We start from the raw sequence: 17,807 nt of genomic DNA on the forward strand, positions 1-17,807 counted from the left end.
CGCGCCCTCGGCTCCCTCACCCCCGCCCGGCGCGGCCCGCGCCCTCGGCTCTCCCACCGCCGCCCGACCCCGTGCCCCTCCCATCGGCTCCCCCACCGCGCCCGGCGGCTCCCGCGTCCCGTAATCACCGCGCGCCCGCCCACCCCGGCGCCATACCGTACGAGCATGATCCAGACGTCCCGCCGGAGCGAGACCGCGCCCGCCACCCTCACCCTCTGGCGTCCCACCGGCCCCGAGGAGCTCGCCCTGGTCGAGGCCTCCGGCTGGCGTGCCTGGCCGCCGCGCCTGCCCGACCAGCCGATCTTCTACCCCGTGCTCAACGAGGACTACGCGATACGGATCGCCCGTGACTGGAATGTGCCGGCCTCCGGCGTCGGCCATGTCACCCGCTTCGAGATCGAGGCAGACTTCGCCGCGCGCTATCCGGTACGGCAGGCGGGCGGCGAGACGATCCTCGAACTGTGGGTCCCCGCCGAGGAGCTGGCGGAGTTCAACCGGCACATCGTCGGGCGCATCGAGCTGGTCCGCAGCTTCCGGCCGGCGCAGGGGGAGTCATCGGAGAACGGGGAATGACCAGGCAGGGAGCGGCCGGCAGGGAGTGACCGAGCGGCCAAGCCGGGCGGGGAATGACCGGACGGGGAGCGGCCGGCAGGGAAGCCCCCGGCCTACCGCCCCCCACTCCCACCACACGCCCCCGCCCGCCCATACACCGTGACCCTGGCCCCCCGGACCTCCCTGCTGCCGCAGATCTCGAAGGCGGCACGCAACGTGGACCGCTTGGCGATTTCCTGGTCGCTGTCGTCGGCCGGCTGGTCGTCCGGGTCTCCGGCGACGACGATCCGGCGGGCGGTCAGCATCCGGTCGCGGATCGCGTCGCCGGAGCGCTCGGTGCCGTAGAGGGTGTGCGAGGCCAACGGGCTCTTGGCCAGCGCGAGATCGTGCAGCCCGCGGAACTCGTGCGGCAGGGTCGCGCGCCAGATCCGCCGCCGGGACGGCATGAACAGCAGCCCGTCGCCGGGCTCGGCCATCGCGCGTACGGCATGCGCGACCGCGGTGACATCGTCGACCCGGCTGTCCGGGCTGCGCAGATGGACGTTGACCGGCAGCAGCGCCGCCGGCAGCAGCGCCACCGCCGTCGCCCGCCGCAGCCGCCGGCCACGGGTCTGGCCCCGTTCGCCGGCCGGCCGCAGCAGCCGCGCCAGGGCGGCGCCCGCGAGCAGCGCGAACCCGACGACGTAGTAGAGGACATAGCGGTCCACATACGCCGGCTCGACATGGGAGAGCAGCAGCAGGAGGAGGGTGGGCAGAAGCAGCAGCGGGATGCCGAGGGTCCGCAGCCCGATGGGGCCGCGCGAGCGGATCCGGACGCGAGCGCAGGCGATGCCGAGGGCGGCGAGCACGGCGAACGTCAGCAGCTGGAGGGGGTCCGGCCACATGAGCCAGCTGATCTGGGCCGACTGCCGGGTGCTGAACACCGCGAGCGGCGCCAGACCGGCGAGGACGGTGGCCGAGGCGAGCAGCCAGGCGCGCCGTACGCGGCGGGGCAGCCGCGCCAGGACCACCGCGGCGCCGTGCGCGGGCAGCGCCAGACACGCGAACTCGTGCAGCAGGCAGGCGGCCAGCATCAGCGCCGTATAGCCGGCCCACAGTCCTTTGCGCGGCCGGGACGCGGCCGACACCAGCACATACGTGGCCCAGACGACCAGCGCGCAGACCGTCGCGTACGAGCGGCCCTCCTGCGCGTACTGCTGGACGACCGGGATCAGCGCGAAGGTGAGGCCCGCCAGCAGCCCCGCCCGGCGGCCGACCAGACGCTGCCCCAGCAGCGCGACCCCGGCGGCAGCGACCGTCATCGCCACTACGGACGGCAGCCGCAGACCGACCGCATCGCCGAACGCACCGCGGAGCGTGGCGTCGTATCCGGCGAACCAGAGGTGCATCAGCAGGTAGTACAGGCCGTGCACGACATCGACGTGCTGAAGCGTGTGCCACAGATCGGCCAGGCCGCGGTGCGCCATGTCGTAGGTGACCGCCTCGTCCCGCCATATGGCGTCCTGGCGGCGGATCCCCCACGTCCCCAGGAACAGCATCAGCCCCGCGGGCATCAGCACCACCGCGCACTGCGCCACCCGGGAACCGCGGGCGGGCACGGCGGACACGTACGTCTTCTGCGCTTGCGCTACGTCGATGACGGGCTCCGGTCACGCGCGGGACGGAGGAACATGCCTACTGCGCGGCCGACGGAAGGCCCCGGACTCCGGTGCCGAGAGCCTCTGAGGCCACCGGGGCCTTTGATGACCAACGGCCGGGGGGCTCCGGGCCGACCGCCGGAGCCCCCCGGTCCGCTCAGGTGATGCGGACCAGCTTCGCGCCGAAGGTCGGCTCGACGAGGTCCTTCTGCAGGGCGACCGGGACCTTCTGGCTGCTCTCGCTGTTGCCGACGGTCAGCACACCGACCTCGGTACCGGCCTTCGCGGTGTGCGGGACGGTCTTGCCCCCGTCACCGACGCTCAACGTCAGCTTCTGGCCCGGGACTCCGACCGCCTTCAGGTCCTTGGTGGCGACGACCGGCGTGCGCCCGTTCAGACCGTCGTCGACATAGCCGACGACCTGGCCCTTCTTCACCGCCGTGGCCGAGGTCAGCGCGTTGCGTACGGCCTCGATGACCTTCTGGCTGTTGTTCTTGACCAGGGTGAGGCTGTTGGAGCCGTCGGGGTCCAGGCCCTTGAAGTGCTGGTCCATCATCGTGCCCAGTATCAGCTGGTCCTTGCCGTCCACGGTCTTGTAGGCCGCCCAGGACAGCGTGCCGCCGGCCGCCGTGCTGGAGCCGGTCTTGATGCCCTTGATGCTCAGCCCGGCCAGCAGCAGGTTGTCGATGTTGCTGTTGATCCGCTTCGGCAGGCCCGGGATGTCGGTGTTGGGCGTGGCGACGATCGGCCGGAAGGCGTCGAACTTCATGACGGCCTCGGCCAGCTTGAGCTGGTCGACGGCGGTGCTCACGGTCTTGGGGTCCAGGCCGCTGGGGTCGGTGTAGGTGGTGTTCTTCATGCCCAGGTCCTTGGCGGCGGCGTTCATCTTCTTGACGAACGCCGCCTCGTTGTCGGACTTGGTGTCCCAACGGGCCAGCAGCCGGGCGATGTTGTTGCCGGACGGGATCATCAGCATTTTGATCATGTTCTGCTGGCTGAACTTCTGCCCGGCCTTCAGCCCCTCGATCCGGGACTCGTGCCTGGAACCGCCCTCGGTCACCGCCTTGGCGTCGACCTCGATCTGCGGGCCCCCCTCGTCCTTCTTGAGCGGGTGATCCCGGAGGATGACGTAGGCCGTCATGATCTTGGCCACGCTCGCGGTGGGCACCGGCTTCTGCGGGCCGAACGTCCCCACGTCCCCGGAGCCCACCACCTTGATCGCGGCCTGCCCCTTCGCGGGCCACGGGACGGCGAGCTTGCCGCCCTCGAAGGTGAACGAGGACTTGGCGTCGCCGACAGTGAGCGTCGGGTTGGGCAGCGGGCGCACCGCCTGGGCGACCACAAAGACGATCACCAGCAGCACCGCCAGCGGGGTCCAGATCTTGAACCGGCGGACGACCGAACGCAGCGGGGTCTCGGGCGGCGGCGGGGTGTTGGTGAGCTGCGCCAGGAGGTCGAGCGGCGGCAGCGGCTGCTGCTTGGTGCGCTCGGCCTCGGGCAGCTCGGCGGGGGCGGCGGCCTTGTCGCCCGTGGTGGCGGGCGGCATGGCGCCCGGCCGGTCCGCAGGCTTGGGCGCCGCGGACGGCTTGGCGGACTTGGCGGGCTCGGCGGCCGGCAGCGCGCCGGTGGCCTTGCCGGCCGGCTTGGCACCGGCCTTGTCGGCCTTGTCGGCCGCCTTGTCCGCGACCTTGCCCTCGGGCTTGTCGGCTGCCTTGTCCGCGGGCTTGTCGACTGCCTTGTCGGGCGTACGGGCGGGCGTCTTCGGCGCCGTCTTGCCCAGCGACTTGCCCGCCGTGCCGTCGTCCGCCGACTTCAGCGCCACGAACTGGCTGGTCCGCTCCGAGTCCCGCTCGGCGACCTTCGCCGCCTTGGCCTCGTTCTTGCCGTCGGCGTTCTTGTCCTCGGCGTTCTTGTCCTTGGCGTCGGCCGCGGCGTCGGCCTTGCTCTCGGGCTTGTCCTTGGCCTTGCTCTTGGCCGCGTCGCCGTCCTTGGCGGGCGGGGAGATCTTGAACGCGGTGGTCGCCTGATCGACGGCCTCCGCCTCCGCACCCTTCTTCGGCTTCGCAAACGCAAAGACGCGCGTCGCCTCATCGACCGCCGACTCCTCGGCCTCAGCCGCTTCGCCGCCGCCCGCGCCGTCCCCGTTGCCTTCACTCGCCGCACCGGCCGCCCCGCCGGACTTGCCCTTCTGCGGCCCGACGGTCTTGAACACGGCGGTCGGCTGATCGACAACCTCGGCCTTGGACGGCGACGCGGGCTTGCCCTCGGAGTCGGGCTCGCCCTGGGCCTCAGGCTTACTCCCGGACGCGGGCTTGCCCTCGGCCTCAGACTTGCCCGCAGAGTCGCCCTTCCCCTTGGGCTCGCTCTTGCCCTTGGGCTCGCTCTTGCCCTTGGCCTCGCTCTTGCCCTTGGGCTGGGACTTCGCCTCGGACTGCGACTTCGCACCGCCCTTGGAGCCACCGCGACCGGCATCCCCGTCGGCGCCGGTCTCGCTGTCGGCGTCCGTCCCGGCGTCGGCGTCAGCTCGGGAATCGGCGTCGACGCCGGCCTTCGCCCCGGACGCGGCAGGCTTCGCCCCGGCCTCGGACCCGGCCTTCGCCGCCGCCCCGGCCTCAGCGCCCTCGTCCGCGCCCTCCTCCGCCTTCGCCCCGGACTTCACCGACCGCTTCGCACCAGACTTCGTATCGGCCTTTGCATCGGCCTTCGCACCAGACTTCGCTTCCGGCTTTGCGGCAGCATCAGCACCAGCCCCCGTGGCTTCATCCGACCCAGCGGCCGACTCCGCCTCTGCCTCGGCCTCGGCCTTCACCTCGGACGCCGACGCCGCGGCAGCGCCGGCATCACCGTCGCCATCGTCACCCGCCTCGGCGCCTTCGGCTCCCTCGCCGCCCGCACCGTCCTCATCGCCGCTGCCCGCGACCCAGGCGGCCACAGCGGCCCGCAGACGGGCGTCGCCGCCCTCGGCGCCCGCACCGCCCTCCTCGGCCTCCTGAGGCTCCTCAGACGCGCCCTCGGGCGCCGTCCCGGCCCCGGGCTCCGCGTCACTCGCCGTGGCGGACTTCCCCGCCGACGCGGACTTCGCCGCGGCGACCGGTTCCGGCTTCGCCGCGGGCTTCGACTCCGCCGCGGCCTCCGCCCCGTCGTCCGCAGGCTTCGGATGCTTCCCGGCATCCGAAGCCTGCGCCGATTCGTCCGGCTCCCCGCGGAAGGCCGACAGCCGCGGATCACGTTCGTTCCGCGCCGTCTTCCCCGACGACTGCTTCTTGTCCGACTTGTCGGGGGACTCGCCCGCCACCGATGTCTCCTTCATACGTCCCACTGCTGCCTGGCCCAGTGTTCCCAAGTGTCCTGTGTCCACGTGGCCCCATCTCGCCGCCACGCGTACCGGTAGGCGCCGCACCCCTCAGAAAGATGTCGCCGACGTGCAAGACGAGAACGACATACCTACCGGTTCCATACCGAACCCCCCACGCACTCTCGACAGATGAATGTGAGAGGGGTCACCCTGTCATTCATCCACGCGGGGAGGCATGGATGGGCAGGAGCCGCAGAACAATTCCGGAGGAGCTTCTGCTGCTCGCTTTGGACCCGACCACGGGCACCACAGCGCAGCCGCAGTCGCTCGACCTCGGCCTGGCCGGGGCACAGCTAGTAGAGCTGGCTCTGGCAGGACGGATAGCCCCAGACGGGGATCGTATCGCCGTGGTGATGGCACGGCCGACAGGAGATCCAACTCTGGACTCCGCGCTCGAACTGCTGCGCCGACGCGGCAGTCCGGTGCGCGCGGTCCACTGGATCGGCGGGCCCCGACTCGGGCTGCGCCAGACCTACCTCACGCATCTCGAACGGTGCGGCATGGTGCATGCCGTGGCGGGACAGATGTGCGGGGTGCTGCCGACGACGCGCTACCAAGCGACGGAGACGGCCATCAGCCGGGAAATCAGGGCCCGGCTGGACAACGCGATCCGCACCGGCGTACCCCCGGACCCGCGGACCGCGGCGCTCGCCGCGCTGGCCCATGCGGTCGGCCTCGGCAAGCATCTGTATCCAGGGAACGAAGGGCGGTCATCGCGCTCCCGTCTCCGGGATCTGATCCGGCACGACCCGATGGGCGGACTGGTCGCACACGCCGTCATGGATGTGCAGAACGGTGTCGCGGCACAGCCCCGGCGGCAGCAGGCGGCCGTCGCGGGACCGGTCCGGCAACCGGCGGCACGGGCCACGGCGGACCCGGCCGGCGCACCGGTCCAGTCGCGGCACGGCCACGGCCGGATGGCCCGGGTAGGCGCCCGCTGACGCCGTAGAACGCGTACGCCCTCTCGCACCACCCAGCGCAGCACTCGTACCACGCGTCACCCGCACCACCGTCCCCAAATTCCCGTACGGGAGCCGCAGCACCAAGCGCGGGGTGGCGGACCGACCGTTCCAGACAACGGCCGGCCCGCCACCCCGCGCCTCTGCTCGCTCGCCTTCTGTGTGCGTTTCACTGCGCGGCGTCACCCCGGAGTGGCAGTCTGCTGAAAAGAAAACGACAGCAGTACGGAGCCGGAGGTGCACGTCCCGTGGCGTCCAATGTCAATCCCACCGTCAGGCGACGCCGGTTGGGCCAGGAGCTACGAAGGCTCCGTGAGCTCAAAGGCATGACGGCGGAAGAGGTGGCCGAGCGGCTGCTGGTCTCCCAGTCGAAGATCAGCAGACTGGAAAACGGCCGCCGCAGCATCAGTCAGCGCGATGTCCGCGATCTGTGCGGGGTCTACGAGGTCGAGGACCACCGCATTGTGGATTCACTGATGCAGATGGCCAAGGATTCGCGCCAGCAAGGTTGGTGGCACGCCTTCGGCGACATCCCCTACAGCGTCTACATCGGCCTGGAGACCGAGGCGGCCTCGCTGCGGATTTACGAGTCCCTGCTGGTGCCCGGTCTGCTCCAGACCGCCGGTTACGCCGAGGCGGTCATCCCCGGCACGGTCCCCGAACTGGCGCCCGACCATCTGGAGAAGCGCATCCAGGTGCGGATGCGCCGCCAGGAGCGGGTCACCGACACCGAGCGCCCGCTGCGGCTGTGGGTGGTGCTGGACGAGAGCGCGCTGCGGCGGGTGGTCGGCAGCCATCTGATCATGCGCGAGCAGCTGGACCATCTCGTCGAGATGAGCCAATTGCCGCATGTGACGGTGCAAGTCCTGCCGTACAACACCGGTGCGCATGCCGGAATGTCTGGAACGTTCTCCATCCTGGAATTCGACGATGCCGCCGATTCCAGCGTGGTGTACATCGAGGGCGTCACCAGTGACCTCTATCTGGAGAAGACCAACGATGTGCACAAATACACGATCATGTATGAGCATTTGCGCGCGCAGGCGTTGAGCGCGGAGCACAGCCGGGAGTTCATCGCCGCTGCGGCGAAATCCCATGCGGACGCCATGGGATGACATCCACCAGGAAGTCAATGGCGCGGAATCCAGGATTCCGGGGAAAGGGATCGCACGGTACACCTGCCGTCGCCCCCATGAAAAGAGATCAAGAAATATGCCCTTCGTACGGGTGAACGGCCTCTGCGGCTCGTGATGTTGGCGCGTAGCGTCGTCAGTACCGAATCCCCGGTAACTCAGAGTGAGCTGGAGTGAACATGGCCGTGCAGCCCAATTCCGCATTCTCCTGGACCAAGTCCTCGTACTCCGGTGGCAACGGCGCTTGCGTGGAAATCGCCGTGCCGACCGCGGCAGCCATCGCTGTGCGCGACTCCAAGGACCCCGAGGGTCCCCGCCTCACCTTCGACAACTCCTCCTGGCGCCACTTTGTGTCGGACGTCGCCGGTGGCGCGTTCGACGCGGCGTGACCTGAGCTATCGCCCTCCGCAGTTCGCAGTTGTGAGCCCTCTCGACTGGATCGCCGTCCCGGCCGAGGGGGCTCGGCCATGCCCGGGCCCCCGTTCCGGCGGGCCGGCGGCCGTCCGCGTACGACCGCCGCCGGCGTCCGTCAGCGCAGCTCGGACACATAGCGGTCCGTCCCGGGTACGGTCGGCAGGAACGGTGCCACCAGCTCCACCCGCCCCAGCCCCGACTCCGCGACCTCCTCCTCCAGACCGGCGAACGGCTCCGGCCAGCCGTCGCGCGGGTCCTGCTGGAGGAACCACAGCAGGGTCAGCCGGGTGTCGACGCCCTCGACCTGCCGCACATACGACATCCGGTCGCCCGGCAGCGGCGTCGGGCGGAAGACCGTGACCATCGCGGCCGGGGAGCCCGCCAGCCGCCGCGGCAGATGCCGGGCACAGAGCCACTCCAGCAGCTGGTCCCGCCGCTCCGGACCGTCCGCGTCGATCACCTCCAACACCAGCCCGGCGTACGGGTGGTCCAGTGCGTGGAGGTCGCGGGGGCCCGCCGCACCGTCCCGGTACACCGTCGCCAGGTGGTCCTGGAAGGCCGTAAAGACATGAGTACGGTCCCGGTAGACCCGGCCGTCCCGGTTGAGGCGCTTGTTGATGCCGACGGTCCACTTCATGTGCTCGTCGTAGCGGCCCGCGGTGATCCAGTACGTGGAGAGATAGCAGCCCGCCGTGACCGGCTGGGCGACGGCGGACTTCTCGGGGCGGCGCAGCAGTTGCAGCTCGCGGGTGGCGACCCAGCGGCGGCCGGCGAAGATCCATGGCATCGCCATCGCGCCCGCGATGTAGTGGTCGTCCTCGTACCAGCGGTTGTAGGCGTATTCATGGCCGGGATGCGGTTCGACCATGGTGATCAGCGCATGTCCGGGGTGCACGCCGTACGGGCCGACGGCGGCCAGCTCGGCGTAGGCGGCGGGCCCGGTGCCGACGGCTGCGGCGGTGGTGACCTCTGGCGTTCGTTCGCTGTCTGCGGTCATGACAGACAGGTGTAGCTGACGTGTCATCAGATGGGGAGGGGCGGAGCGCGGATCGGTGCGCGAATCGTCAGGCATCGAGCGCGCGGGGCCGCCCCGGCCCTTACGCGGCTCCCGGCCCTGCCCCCGGAGCCCCGTCCGCACCCGCCCCGCATCCTCGTCCTTGCCCTTGCCCTTGTCCGCCCCGGCTCATCATCCGGTCACCCCTGCGCCCCACCCCCCGGCCGCTTAAGCTGCTGGGCATCTGTGGCCGGCGATGGTCGGGCGCAGAACACGAGCGAGGGGAGTCGTCATGCCGGACGCGATAGTTGGCCGTGCCACCGCCCCCGTCCCCGGGCTGGCTGCCCGGGCGGCGCGGACCGGGAGTTCGCCGGTGCGGGACATCCTGGCGCTTACCGCGCGGCCGGAGGTCATTTCGTTCGCGGGTGGGCTGCCTGCGCCCGAGCTGTTCGATACGGAGGGGCTGGCGGCCGCGTTTCAGCATGTGCTGGCGGAGGATCCGCTGCGGGCGCTTCAGTACTCCACCAGCGAGGGCAGTCCGGCGCTGCGTGCGGCCGTCGCGGCGCGCACCACCGTGCGCGGGCTGGCCACCGACGCCGACGACCTGCTGGTGACCACCGGCTCCCAGCAGGGGCTGACGCTGCTGGCCACGGCCCTGCTGGAGCCGGGGGACGTGGTGCTGGTCGAGGACCCCTGTTACCTCGCGGCGCTCCAGATCTTCTCCTTCGCCGGTGCCCGGGTGGTGCCGGTGCCGACCGACGACGAGGGGCTGGACCCGGTCGCGCTGGACGAGATCACCGCGCGGGAGCGGCCCAAGCTGCTCTATGTCGTGCCGACCTTCCAGAACCCGACCGGCCGCACGCTGTCCGCCGAGCGCCGGGCCGCGGTCGCCGAGGTCGCCGCCCGGCGCGGGCTGTGGATCGCCGAGGACGACCCGTACGGGGAGCTGCGCTTCGAGGGTGAGCCGGTGCCGTGGGTCGCGTCGTTCCCCGGGGCCGAGGACCGTACGGCGCTGCTCGGCTCGTTCTCCAAGGTGATGGCGCCGGGTCTGCGGCTGGGTTCGCTGCGTGCGCCGGCCGCGCTGCGGCGCGCCTGTGTCATCGCCAAGCAGGCCGCCGATCTGCACACCTCGACCGTCGATCAGGCCGCGGCGGCGCGGTATTTGGCGGTCTCGGATCTGGACGCGCATCTGGGGCGGGTGCGCGACGCCTACCGTGAGCGGCGGAACGCGCTGGTCGACGGACTGGCCGCGGCACTCCCCGAGGGCTCGCGGTGGAACCGTCCGGCGGGCGGCATGTTCGTGTGGGCGACGCTGCCGGAGGGGTATGACGCGACGGCGCTGCTGCCCGAGGTGGTGCGGCATGACGTCGCGTACGTCCCCGGCGCGCCGTTCTTCGCCGGGCCGCCGGACCCCACGGCCGTCCGGCTGTCGTTCGTGACGCATTCCCCGGAGGAGATCCGCGAGGGGCTCGACCGGCTGAGGAAGGCGCTGGACGGGGCGGGGCGGCGGCACGGCTGAGGGAGGCGCCGGCGGGGGCGCGGTGGCGGCACGGCTGAGCGCGCGGGGGCGGCATGGCCGATGGTTACGTGCCCTGGGGGCGGCTGCCTCTGCGCGGCTCCGTCTTGGCGAACGGCTCTGGCCTTCCCGGGGCGCCGGGCCTAATCTGACGCCCCATCAGGCGTGCGCGGAGCGGCCCGGCCGGGAGGCACACATGCTGCTGCGGAACAAGACCGTCGTCATCTCAGGCGTAGGCGCCGGGCTCGGCCATCAGGTCGCGGCGGCCTGTGTGCGGGAAGGCGCCTCGGTGGCGCTGGGGGCCCGTACGGAGGCGCATCTCGCCAAGTCGGCTGCGCAGCTGGATCCTTCCGGCGCGCGTACGGCCTGGCGGGTGACCGATATCGGCGACGAGGCGCAGTGCGCGGCGCTGGCCGCGCTGGCCGTGGAGCAGTTCGGCGGGATCGACGCGGTGGTCCATGTCGCCGCCCTGGACTCGCTGTTCGGGGGCCTGCGGGAGGCCGACTTCGACTCCTGGCACCGTGTCGTGGACGTCAATCTCTTCGGCACGCTGCGGATGACCCGCGCCTGTCTGCCGTCGCTCACGGCGCGCGGCGGCGGCTCGGTGGTGCTGATCGGCACCCAGTCGTCGGTCGCCGCGCCGTCACAGGTGCAGCAGGCGGCGTATGCGGCGTCCAAGGGCGGGCTGGTCTCGGCGATGTACTCACTGGCGCGCGAGCTGGGGCCGGACCGGATACGGGTCAACACCGTGCAGCCCGGCTGGATGTGGGGCCCGCCGGTGGAGGCGTACGTACGGTTCCAGGCGCGGAGTGAGGGCGTCCCGGAGTCCGAGGTGCTGGCCCGGCTCACCGAACGGATGGCACTGCCCGAGCTGGCGACGGACGCGGATGTGGCCGAGACCGTGGTCTTTCTGGCCTCCGACCGGGCGCGCGCCATCACGGGGCAGTCGCTGTTGGTCAATGCGGGGGAGGTGATGCGGTAGGGGCCTCGTCGGGCGGGGGCTTTTCAGGCGGGGCCTCTTCGGGCGGGGGGCCTGTTCGGGCGGGCGTCTGGCGTCCGGCGGGCGGTGGGCCGTGGGCGCCGGGTGGCCGGTGTTCCGTCGGCCGGTGGGGTGTCAGGCGGGGGGAGGGTGTTCCGCAGGCCGGTGTGGGCGGGTGGCGGGTGCCCCGGCGGCCGGTGGGCCGGTGGCAGGCGTACGACGGACGGGCCCGGTGCCCCTCCCGGCCGTCGTGGCATGAGGTGCACGTCGCCGGGCGGCGCCTGAGCCGCTGCCTTTGCGGCCGTCCTACGCCCGCGGGTAACGGACGAGCCAGCCCGGCGATGATCCGGCCGGGCCGTGCAGTGCGGCGCCCTGCGTCATCTCCATCGAGAAGTCATCGGCCAGCTGAAGGATCGTGTCCCGGCCCTCCAGCTCGACCAGCCAGTTCGGCGGCAGTGCTGTCTCGCCGTACAGGGTGCCCAGCAGATTGCCGCAGATCGCGCCGGTGGAATCGCTGTCCCCGCCGTGGTTGACGGCCAGCAGGAGGCCGTGCCGGATGTCCTCGGCGACCAGTGCGCAGTACACGCCGATCGACAGCGCCTCCTCGGCCGTCCAGCCCTCGCCCAGGGACTCCACCCGGGCGGGCGTCGGCATGCCCTGCCGTACGGCGCCGAGCGCACGCTTGAGGGCGTCGGTGGTCTCCTCGTGGCCGGGGCGGGTGGCCAGGTGGGCCAGCGACTTCTGTACGGCGCTGTCGAGGTCGTCGCCACGGGCCAGCGAATGGCTGATCACTGCGAACGCGCCGGCCGCCAGATAGCCGGTGGGGTGGCCGTGCGTCTGCGCCGCGCACTCGACGGCGAGCTGGAAGACCAGCTGCGGCTCCCAGCCGACCAGCAGACCGAACGGCGCGGAGCGCATCACCGCGCCGCAGCCCTTCGAGTCCGGGTTCTTGGGGCTGCTGAGCGTGCCCATCACCTCGTCGCCGAGACCGCTCAGACAGGCCCGGCCCGGTGCCCGCCGGGAGTACAGCCACTCCTCGCGGGCGAGCCAGCCGTCGTCCTTCCTGCGCTCGTCCGGGCCCCAGTCGCGTTGGGTGGCGGACCAACGCAGATAGGCGCGGTGGACGTCGGTGGGCGGATGCCAGGCGCCGGTGTCGCGGCGTACCTGGGCCCGGATCAGGCCGTCCACGGTGAACAGCGTCATCTGGGTGTCATCGGTGACCGCGCCGCGCCGCCCGTAGGCGGGTACCAGATCGGTCACGCCCTCTTGGCCGTGCGCCTTGCGGATCGCGTCGAGCGAGTCGAACTCGATACCGGCGCCGAGCGCGTCGCCGATGGCGCCGCCGAGCAGGCAGCCGCGTACCCGGCTGCGGAAATCCTGCTGCTCCGCGCGCCCCCAGATGGCGCCGCCGCCCGCTGCGCTCATGCCGAAACCTCGCTCCACTCGGCCTCGCATCCGCCCGGCGCGCACCTCTGAACGGCACGCTCGCTGCGCTCGCTCACTGCGCCCTCCTGAAGCTCACTACGTCCCGGGGCCTTGCGGGGCCCCTGGCGCAGCACTGTAATCGACCGAGAATGATCAAATTTTGGCCAGGAGTGTATTGCGAATAGTCATTCGTAAGGAGGCTTTTGGTCGGTGGCGTCCGATGGGTACGGGTCGGGGTGAGGGCTGTTTCCAGCAAGCGGTCGAAGACATCACGGCCTTCCTGGTGGGCAGGCCGAGCCGTCAACCGGGCTGGGTGGGGGCCGGTCATCCGGACGTGGGACCCGCCCCCACGGGCTGACGGTCCCGGCCGGCCTGACCTGCCGCCCGCGGTCGCGCGGAAGTGGCCACCCCGCACGGTCCTGCGGGCCTCGGCCGACGCCCTCGCTCCCGGCTGCTCGGGCGGCCCACCCCTCGGGCGGGACGCGCAGCCGCCCCCGTGCGCGTCCGCGCCCTCGTCCCACGAGACGTCCGGCACCACCCCTGTCCCGCCTTCCCCTACCGCCCCCACCTGCGCGCGCATCCGTTCGATGATGGCGGCGGCGCCCGTTGGGCATGCTCTCCCCATGTCCGAGTACGAGTGGGATCGCACCACCATGGCTGTCGTCGCCTCCGCCCTCTCCGGCGACAGCGACGGCGCGGTGGAACTCCTCCGGCCGCTCCCCCAGAGCGATGTGTGCCATATCGCCGTACGGCTCGCCGCCATGGCCGCCGACGCCCTGATCGTCGCCGCCCAGGACAGCGGAGGGGACCGTGAGGAGGCCCTGTCGCAGTGGCAGCAGTGCATCCTTCAGCACGAGGCGGAGTACGAGGGCGGCGTGGGGGAGTGAGTGCCGGGGGCCGCAGCCGCGGTCGCTGAGGCCGTCTTGGCCGGGGGCATGGTCGCGGACGCTGAGCCGGTCCTGGCGGGTGGCATGGTCGCGGCTGGTGGCACGATGCCGGTCGGTGGCAGGGGCCGGTCGGTGGCAGGGGCCGGTCGGTGGCAGGGGCCGGTCGGTGGCAGGGCCCCGGATGGGTCCGGCTCAGTGGGCGCTGGGGGTAGCAGCGCCCACCCGGGCCCCTGCTCGCCCTGGACCGACCGTCACCCGGGCCGCGGTCACCCCGGGCCGGCGTCACTCCGGCACGGCAGCCGTCATCCGCAGGTGGCGTATCAGCCCGCTGCGTATCGCCTCCAACCGCTCGGTATCCGTGCCCGGCAGACGCACGAGATCCCGCAGCCCCAGTTCGGTCTCGGCAACGGCTTCCCATAAGCCGCCATCCAGCAGTTCCGCGATGAGGGCCTCGGCCCCCGACCAGTCGCCGAGGGCACATCGAACCAAGACGGCGACGGACTCCATCGATATGAGAGCCGTCTCCAGGAGAGGGGTTGGGGCGGAACGGGCGTTGCTGCCGTGCAGAGCGGACGCACGGTCGAGGTTGGTGATGGTGCTGTTGTTCCTGTCATGGCCCGAGGGGCCGTCGCCGAAGGCCCGGGCAAAGCGCTCGTCGGCTCTCAGCGCCGCCCCGGGCCCTCCGGCCGTGAACGCGGACGCGGCGGCATTCACGGTGCCGTCCACGGGCGCAGCCATGGCCCCGGCCCCTGGCTCAGTCGCGCTTCCGCCGAGCATGGCGGCAAGCAGCGCCCCCTCGTAGCGAACAATCAGCCCCGCGTCCGAATCACCGCCCGAGCCGGAATTCATCGCGTCCCGGGCAGCCTCGATCGCCTCCCGAGCCGCGTCCAGGTGACCGGTCCGGCGCAGGGAGCCCGCCGTGAGGGACAGGAGGGTGGCGGTGGCGGACGGGTCGGCGTCGGCGTCGGCGTCGGCGAGGGCTTGGTTGAAGTCGGTGAGGGCTTGGGGGGTATCGCCTCGTAGGAGGTGGGTTTTGCCGCGGCGGGCGAGGGTGTGGGTGGGGGCGTCGCCGAGTTCGAGGGCTCGGTCGAAGTCCGCCAGGGCTTCGGTCAGTCGGCCGGTGAGGAGGTTGATCGTTCCGCGGGTGGCCGTGAACCGGCTCGAATCGGGGGTGAGGCGTACGGCGGTGGAGAGTTCGGAGCGGGCTTCCTCGATGCGGTCCAGAGCCGTCAGCGCCAGGGCACGCTGCCAATGGGCGTGGCCGTCCACGGGGTCCAGGGCGATCGACCGGTCGAGGTCTGCGAGGGCCTGTTCGTAGCGGCCCAGGTGGCCGCACACCGCGCCCCGCAATCCCCACACCCTGGCGTCGTCCGCGTCAGGTTCCAGGGAGCGGTCAAGTGCTGCCAGTGCCTCGTCGTGGCGGTCCAGGGCGTGCAGTGCGGTGCCGCGGGCCCGGTGGGCCCAGGCGTAGCCGGGGTCGGCGGCAAGGGCCCGGTCGGCCTCCAGGATTGCTTGCTCATGCCGCCCGCTCTCCAGGCAGGTGTGGCAGCGCTCCGCCCATACCCAGGGGTCGTTCGGCTGGAGTTCGGCCGCGCGCCCGAGGGCGTCGAGGGCTTCGTCGTGGCGGCCCATCACTCGCAGGGTGATCCCCCGGCGGGCGTGGGCCCAGACGTAGGTGGGGTTGACGGCGAGGGCGCGGTCGAACTCGGCCAGGGCCAGGTCGTACTGTCCCGTGTCGCGGTAAGTGGCGCCCCGTTCGGCCATTGCCCAGGCGTAGTTCGCGTTGATCTCGATGGCGCGCTCCAGGCCCGCCAGTGCTTCCTCGTGGCGGCCGAGGCGGCGCAGACAGACGGCGCGGCTGCCGATGCTGAAGGCGTGACGGGGTTGCCGGGCAAGAGCCCGGTCGAACTCGGTGATGGCCTGCTCGTAGCGGCCCAGGAGGCGGTAGGCCTCGCCGAGTTGGGAGGCGGCTTCCAAGGAGTCCGGGGTGATCTCCAGGGCGCGGGTGTAGTCCTCGGCGGCGCGCTCGAAGCAGCGCATATAGCGGTGGGTCAGACCGCGGCCGAGCAGGGCGGAGGCGTTGCGCGGATCGAGTTCCAGGCAGCGGTCGAAGTCGGCGAAAGCCGGTTGCCAGGCCTCGGCCTTGCGGTGTTCGCGACCTCGGACGTGGTGGATGCGGGCCTGTCCGTGCACGTCGAGGCCGGGGTGGCCGAGCAGCGCGGTGAGGAGCACGATCAGGCCGCCGCCGTCCTCGGTGAGCGCGGTGGTCATACGGTCGCCCCAGTCGCGGACCTCCGGGTCGCCGGCGTCCTCACCGGCCTGGCGGATGGTCTCGGCGACTCTGCGCACGGCGGTCGGCGCGTGTTCGGCGGCGTCCAGGGTGTCGGACAGCGCCGGGGTGAGGGACGGCTGTGGGTCCGCACAGAGGGAGTGGTAGATCTCCCGCAGCCGGTACTCCAGTTGGCGTTCGTCGGACCAGGAGTCCGCGGGGCTCTCGTCGGGCGCGTGGTCCGTGCGGTGGCGCCGGGCGGCCTCGGCGAGACGGCGGTGCCGGGCCGTCCAGGTCTGCGGTGATCTACGGCGCTGGAGGCGCAGCATCGCCGTCCGCACCACCTCGTGGTACTGCCAGCGCCCGCCCCGGTCGGCGACGAACGGCAGCCCGCACAGCCAGCCGAACTGTTCGGCGGCGGCCGCATCCACGACGGCCCGGAAGATGTCCTCGTCCACATGGCGCGGCAGGGCGGCCGCCAATGCGGCCTCCCTGCGCACCGGGTCCGTCTCCCATTTCAAAAAGCGCTCGACGGCGGTGTCACTGGGGTCGTCGACGGCCTCGACGGCGCGCGGGCGGTTCTCGGCGAGGGTGGAGACCAGCACCGGAAGGCCGCCGGACAGCCGCAGGATCACCTCGACGACGCGCTCGTCGGTGATGTCCCTGGTTGCCAGGAACTGGCGTGCCTCGTCTTCGGTGAAGGCGTCCAGCGGCAGATCCGTCACACAGTCCAGGCAGTCGGCCCAGCACCGGCGGTCCAGCGCGGTCTGGCCGGCCAGCGTCACCACCACGTTGGGCGCCAGCGGGCCGTAGCGATCGCTGACCAGGACGTCACGCAGCCAGATGTCGAGCAGCGGGCCCGTCCGCTCGTAGGTGTCGAAGAAGAGCGCCACTGAGGGCGACTCGTCCGCGACGGCGCTCACTTCACGGACGAAGACGGGCGTCAGGACCTCCAGCGGCGCCATCACCAGCTGCACCTCGTCATGGCTGCGCAGCCGGGCGCTGAGCAGCCCGCGCAGCCGGTCGGCGCCGCGCGCCACCTGGCGGGGGTCCAGTCCTCCGGTGAGGGCACCGACGCCGGGTAACAGCCCCAGGCCGGCCAGCCCGGCCTGGGCGGCGATCATGCTGCCGGGCGAGGGGGCGACCCCCTGGGGGTCGTCCTGGTCCGCCGGGCCGGGCGCCGCCTCCGCGGTGACGGCCGCCGCTTCGGCCTCGTGACGCCGCTCCCGGTAGGTGGCGAGCAGCTTGTCGAAGACCTTCAAGGGGGTGTCCCTGCGCGGCGAGTTGACCGCTGATGGCCGCCATGGCCTCGGGGACGTCGTGCACCGCCTCGTCGACATACGCGGTCGGCGCGCCCTGCTCGCGCGCGGTCTCCTCGAACTGCCGGACCAGTGACGTCTTGCCGACGCCCGCCTGGCCGTGCACATGGAAGAGGAACTGATGTGCCGGATCCTCCACCGCGCGGGCGAAGTTGTCCCGGAACGCGGCGATCTCGCCGCGCCGCCCGATGAACCCCTCCCGCCGCCGGAGCCGGATCAGCTCCTGCCGCGAGAGCCTGTTGCGCGCCATCGAGTCCACCCCCTCCGCCCCGGCGTTCGCCGCGGTGCCGGCTTTTCTGACCTGCTCCCGCAGATTAGCCGCCGGCGGCGGTGCGGGAAGGGGGCTGTGGATAACCGCGGATGGCGGC

Annotated in this window: 13 protein-coding genes and 1 pseudogene; 8 read left to right on the forward strand and 6 right to left on the reverse strand. The window is 71.8% G+C overall.

What is annotated here, in order from left to right:
- The first annotated feature begins 165 nt into the window (after positions 1 to 165).
- The gene (locus CP981_RS16690) at positions 166 to 573 is read left to right on the forward strand and encodes an ADP-ribosylation/crystallin J1 (RefSeq protein WP_085925778.1); all 408 of its coding nucleotides are present in this window, start codon (positions 166 to 168) and stop codon (positions 571 to 573) included.
- Positions 574 to 665: 92 nt separating this feature from the next.
- On the opposite strand, the gene CP981_RS16695 is transcribed toward CP981_RS16690, so the two are convergent.
- The gene (locus CP981_RS16695) at positions 666 to 2,105 is read right to left on the reverse strand and encodes a glycosyltransferase family 39 protein (protein ID WP_085925815.1); all 1,440 of its coding nucleotides are present in this window, start codon (positions 2,103 to 2,105) and stop codon (positions 666 to 668) included.
- A 241-nt stretch (positions 2,106 to 2,346) separates the two neighbouring features.
- Positions 2,347 to 5,499 (reverse strand): D-alanyl-D-alanine carboxypeptidase family protein, encoded by a 3,153-nt coding sequence (locus CP981_RS16700; protein ID WP_244329677.1) that lies wholly within the window; start codon positions 5,497 to 5,499, stop codon positions 2,347 to 2,349.
- Between the two features lie 224 nt (positions 5,500 to 5,723).
- On the opposite strand from CP981_RS16700, the gene CP981_RS16705 reads away from it, so the two are divergent.
- From CP981_RS16705 to CP981_RS16715, 3 genes are all read left to right on the forward strand, one after another.
- Positions 5,724 to 6,485, forward strand: coding sequence for a GOLPH3/VPS74 family protein (locus CP981_RS16705; RefSeq protein WP_085925780.1), 762 nt, complete (start codon positions 5,724 to 5,726; stop codon positions 6,483 to 6,485).
- Between the two features lie 266 nt (positions 6,486 to 6,751).
- The gene (locus tag CP981_RS16710; RefSeq protein WP_085925781.1) at positions 6,752 to 7,618 is read left to right on the forward strand and encodes a helix-turn-helix domain-containing protein; all 867 of its coding nucleotides are present in this window, start codon (positions 6,752 to 6,754) and stop codon (positions 7,616 to 7,618) included.
- A 197-nt stretch (positions 7,619 to 7,815) separates the two neighbouring features.
- Positions 7,816 to 8,025, forward strand: coding sequence for a DUF397 domain-containing protein (locus CP981_RS16715; RefSeq protein ID WP_085925816.1), 210 nt, complete (start codon positions 7,816 to 7,818; stop codon positions 8,023 to 8,025).
- 140 nt (positions 8,026 to 8,165) lie between these two features.
- Here CP981_RS16715 and CP981_RS16720 read toward each other — a convergent pair whose 3' ends face one another.
- The gene (locus CP981_RS16720) at positions 8,166 to 9,047 is read right to left on the reverse strand and encodes a hypothetical protein (protein WP_244329678.1); all 882 of its coding nucleotides are present in this window, start codon (positions 9,045 to 9,047) and stop codon (positions 8,166 to 8,168) included.
- Between the two features lie 289 nt (positions 9,048 to 9,336).
- Here CP981_RS16720 and CP981_RS16730 point away from each other — a divergent pair, with 289 nt between their 5' ends.
- A complete protein-coding gene (locus tag CP981_RS16730) occupies positions 9,337 to 10,563 on the forward strand; it encodes an aminotransferase-like domain-containing protein (RefSeq protein ID WP_085925782.1) in 1,227 nt (408 codons plus the stop codon).
- 193 nt (positions 10,564 to 10,756) lie between these two features.
- Positions 10,757 to 11,542 carry an SDR family oxidoreductase gene (locus CP981_RS16735; protein ID WP_085925783.1) on the forward strand — a complete coding sequence of 262 codons (786 nt, stop codon included), beginning with the start codon at positions 10,757 to 10,759 and terminating at the stop codon, positions 11,540 to 11,542.
- A gap of 303 nt (positions 11,543 to 11,845) precedes the next feature.
- Here the strand turns inward: CP981_RS16735 and CP981_RS16740 are convergent, their stop codons facing one another.
- Positions 11,846 to 12,964 carry an ADP-ribosylglycohydrolase family protein gene (locus CP981_RS16740; protein WP_085925784.1) on the reverse strand — a complete coding sequence of 373 codons (1,119 nt, stop codon included), beginning with the start codon at positions 12,962 to 12,964 and terminating at the stop codon, positions 11,846 to 11,848.
- A gap of 623 nt (positions 12,965 to 13,587) precedes the next feature.
- Between CP981_RS16740 and CP981_RS16745 the strand changes: the two genes are divergently transcribed.
- Positions 13,588 to 13,851 carry a hypothetical protein gene (locus CP981_RS16745; RefSeq protein WP_085925785.1) on the forward strand — a complete coding sequence of 88 codons (264 nt, stop codon included), beginning with the start codon at positions 13,588 to 13,590 and terminating at the stop codon, positions 13,849 to 13,851.
- Positions 13,852 to 14,133: 282 nt separating this feature from the next.
- Here CP981_RS16745 and CP981_RS16750 read toward each other — a convergent pair whose 3' ends face one another.
- Complete coding sequence (locus CP981_RS16750; protein ID WP_085925786.1) at positions 14,134 to 17,382, reverse strand: tetratricopeptide repeat protein; 3,249 nt, start codon at positions 17,380 to 17,382, stop codon at positions 14,134 to 14,136.
- On the opposite strand from CP981_RS16750, the gene CP981_RS37745 reads away from it, so the two are divergent.
- On the forward strand, positions 17,366 to 17,515 hold the full coding sequence (locus CP981_RS37745; RefSeq protein WP_167536025.1) for a hypothetical protein: 150 nt from the start codon (positions 17,366 to 17,368) through the stop codon (positions 17,513 to 17,515). The genes CP981_RS16750 and CP981_RS37745 overlap by 17 nt on opposite strands.
- Here CP981_RS37745 and CP981_RS39535 read toward each other — a convergent pair.
- Positions 17,456 to 17,689, reverse strand: a pseudogene (locus tag CP981_RS39535) (ATP-binding protein); the annotation flags it as partial. The gene CP981_RS37745 and the pseudogene CP981_RS39535 sit on opposite strands and share 60 nt — an antisense overlap.
- Positions 17,690 to 17,807: the final 118 nt, after the last annotated feature.

Source organism: Streptomyces platensis, assembly GCF_008704855.1.
GTDB lineage: Bacteria > Actinomycetota > Actinomycetes > Streptomycetales > Streptomycetaceae > Streptomyces > Streptomyces platensis.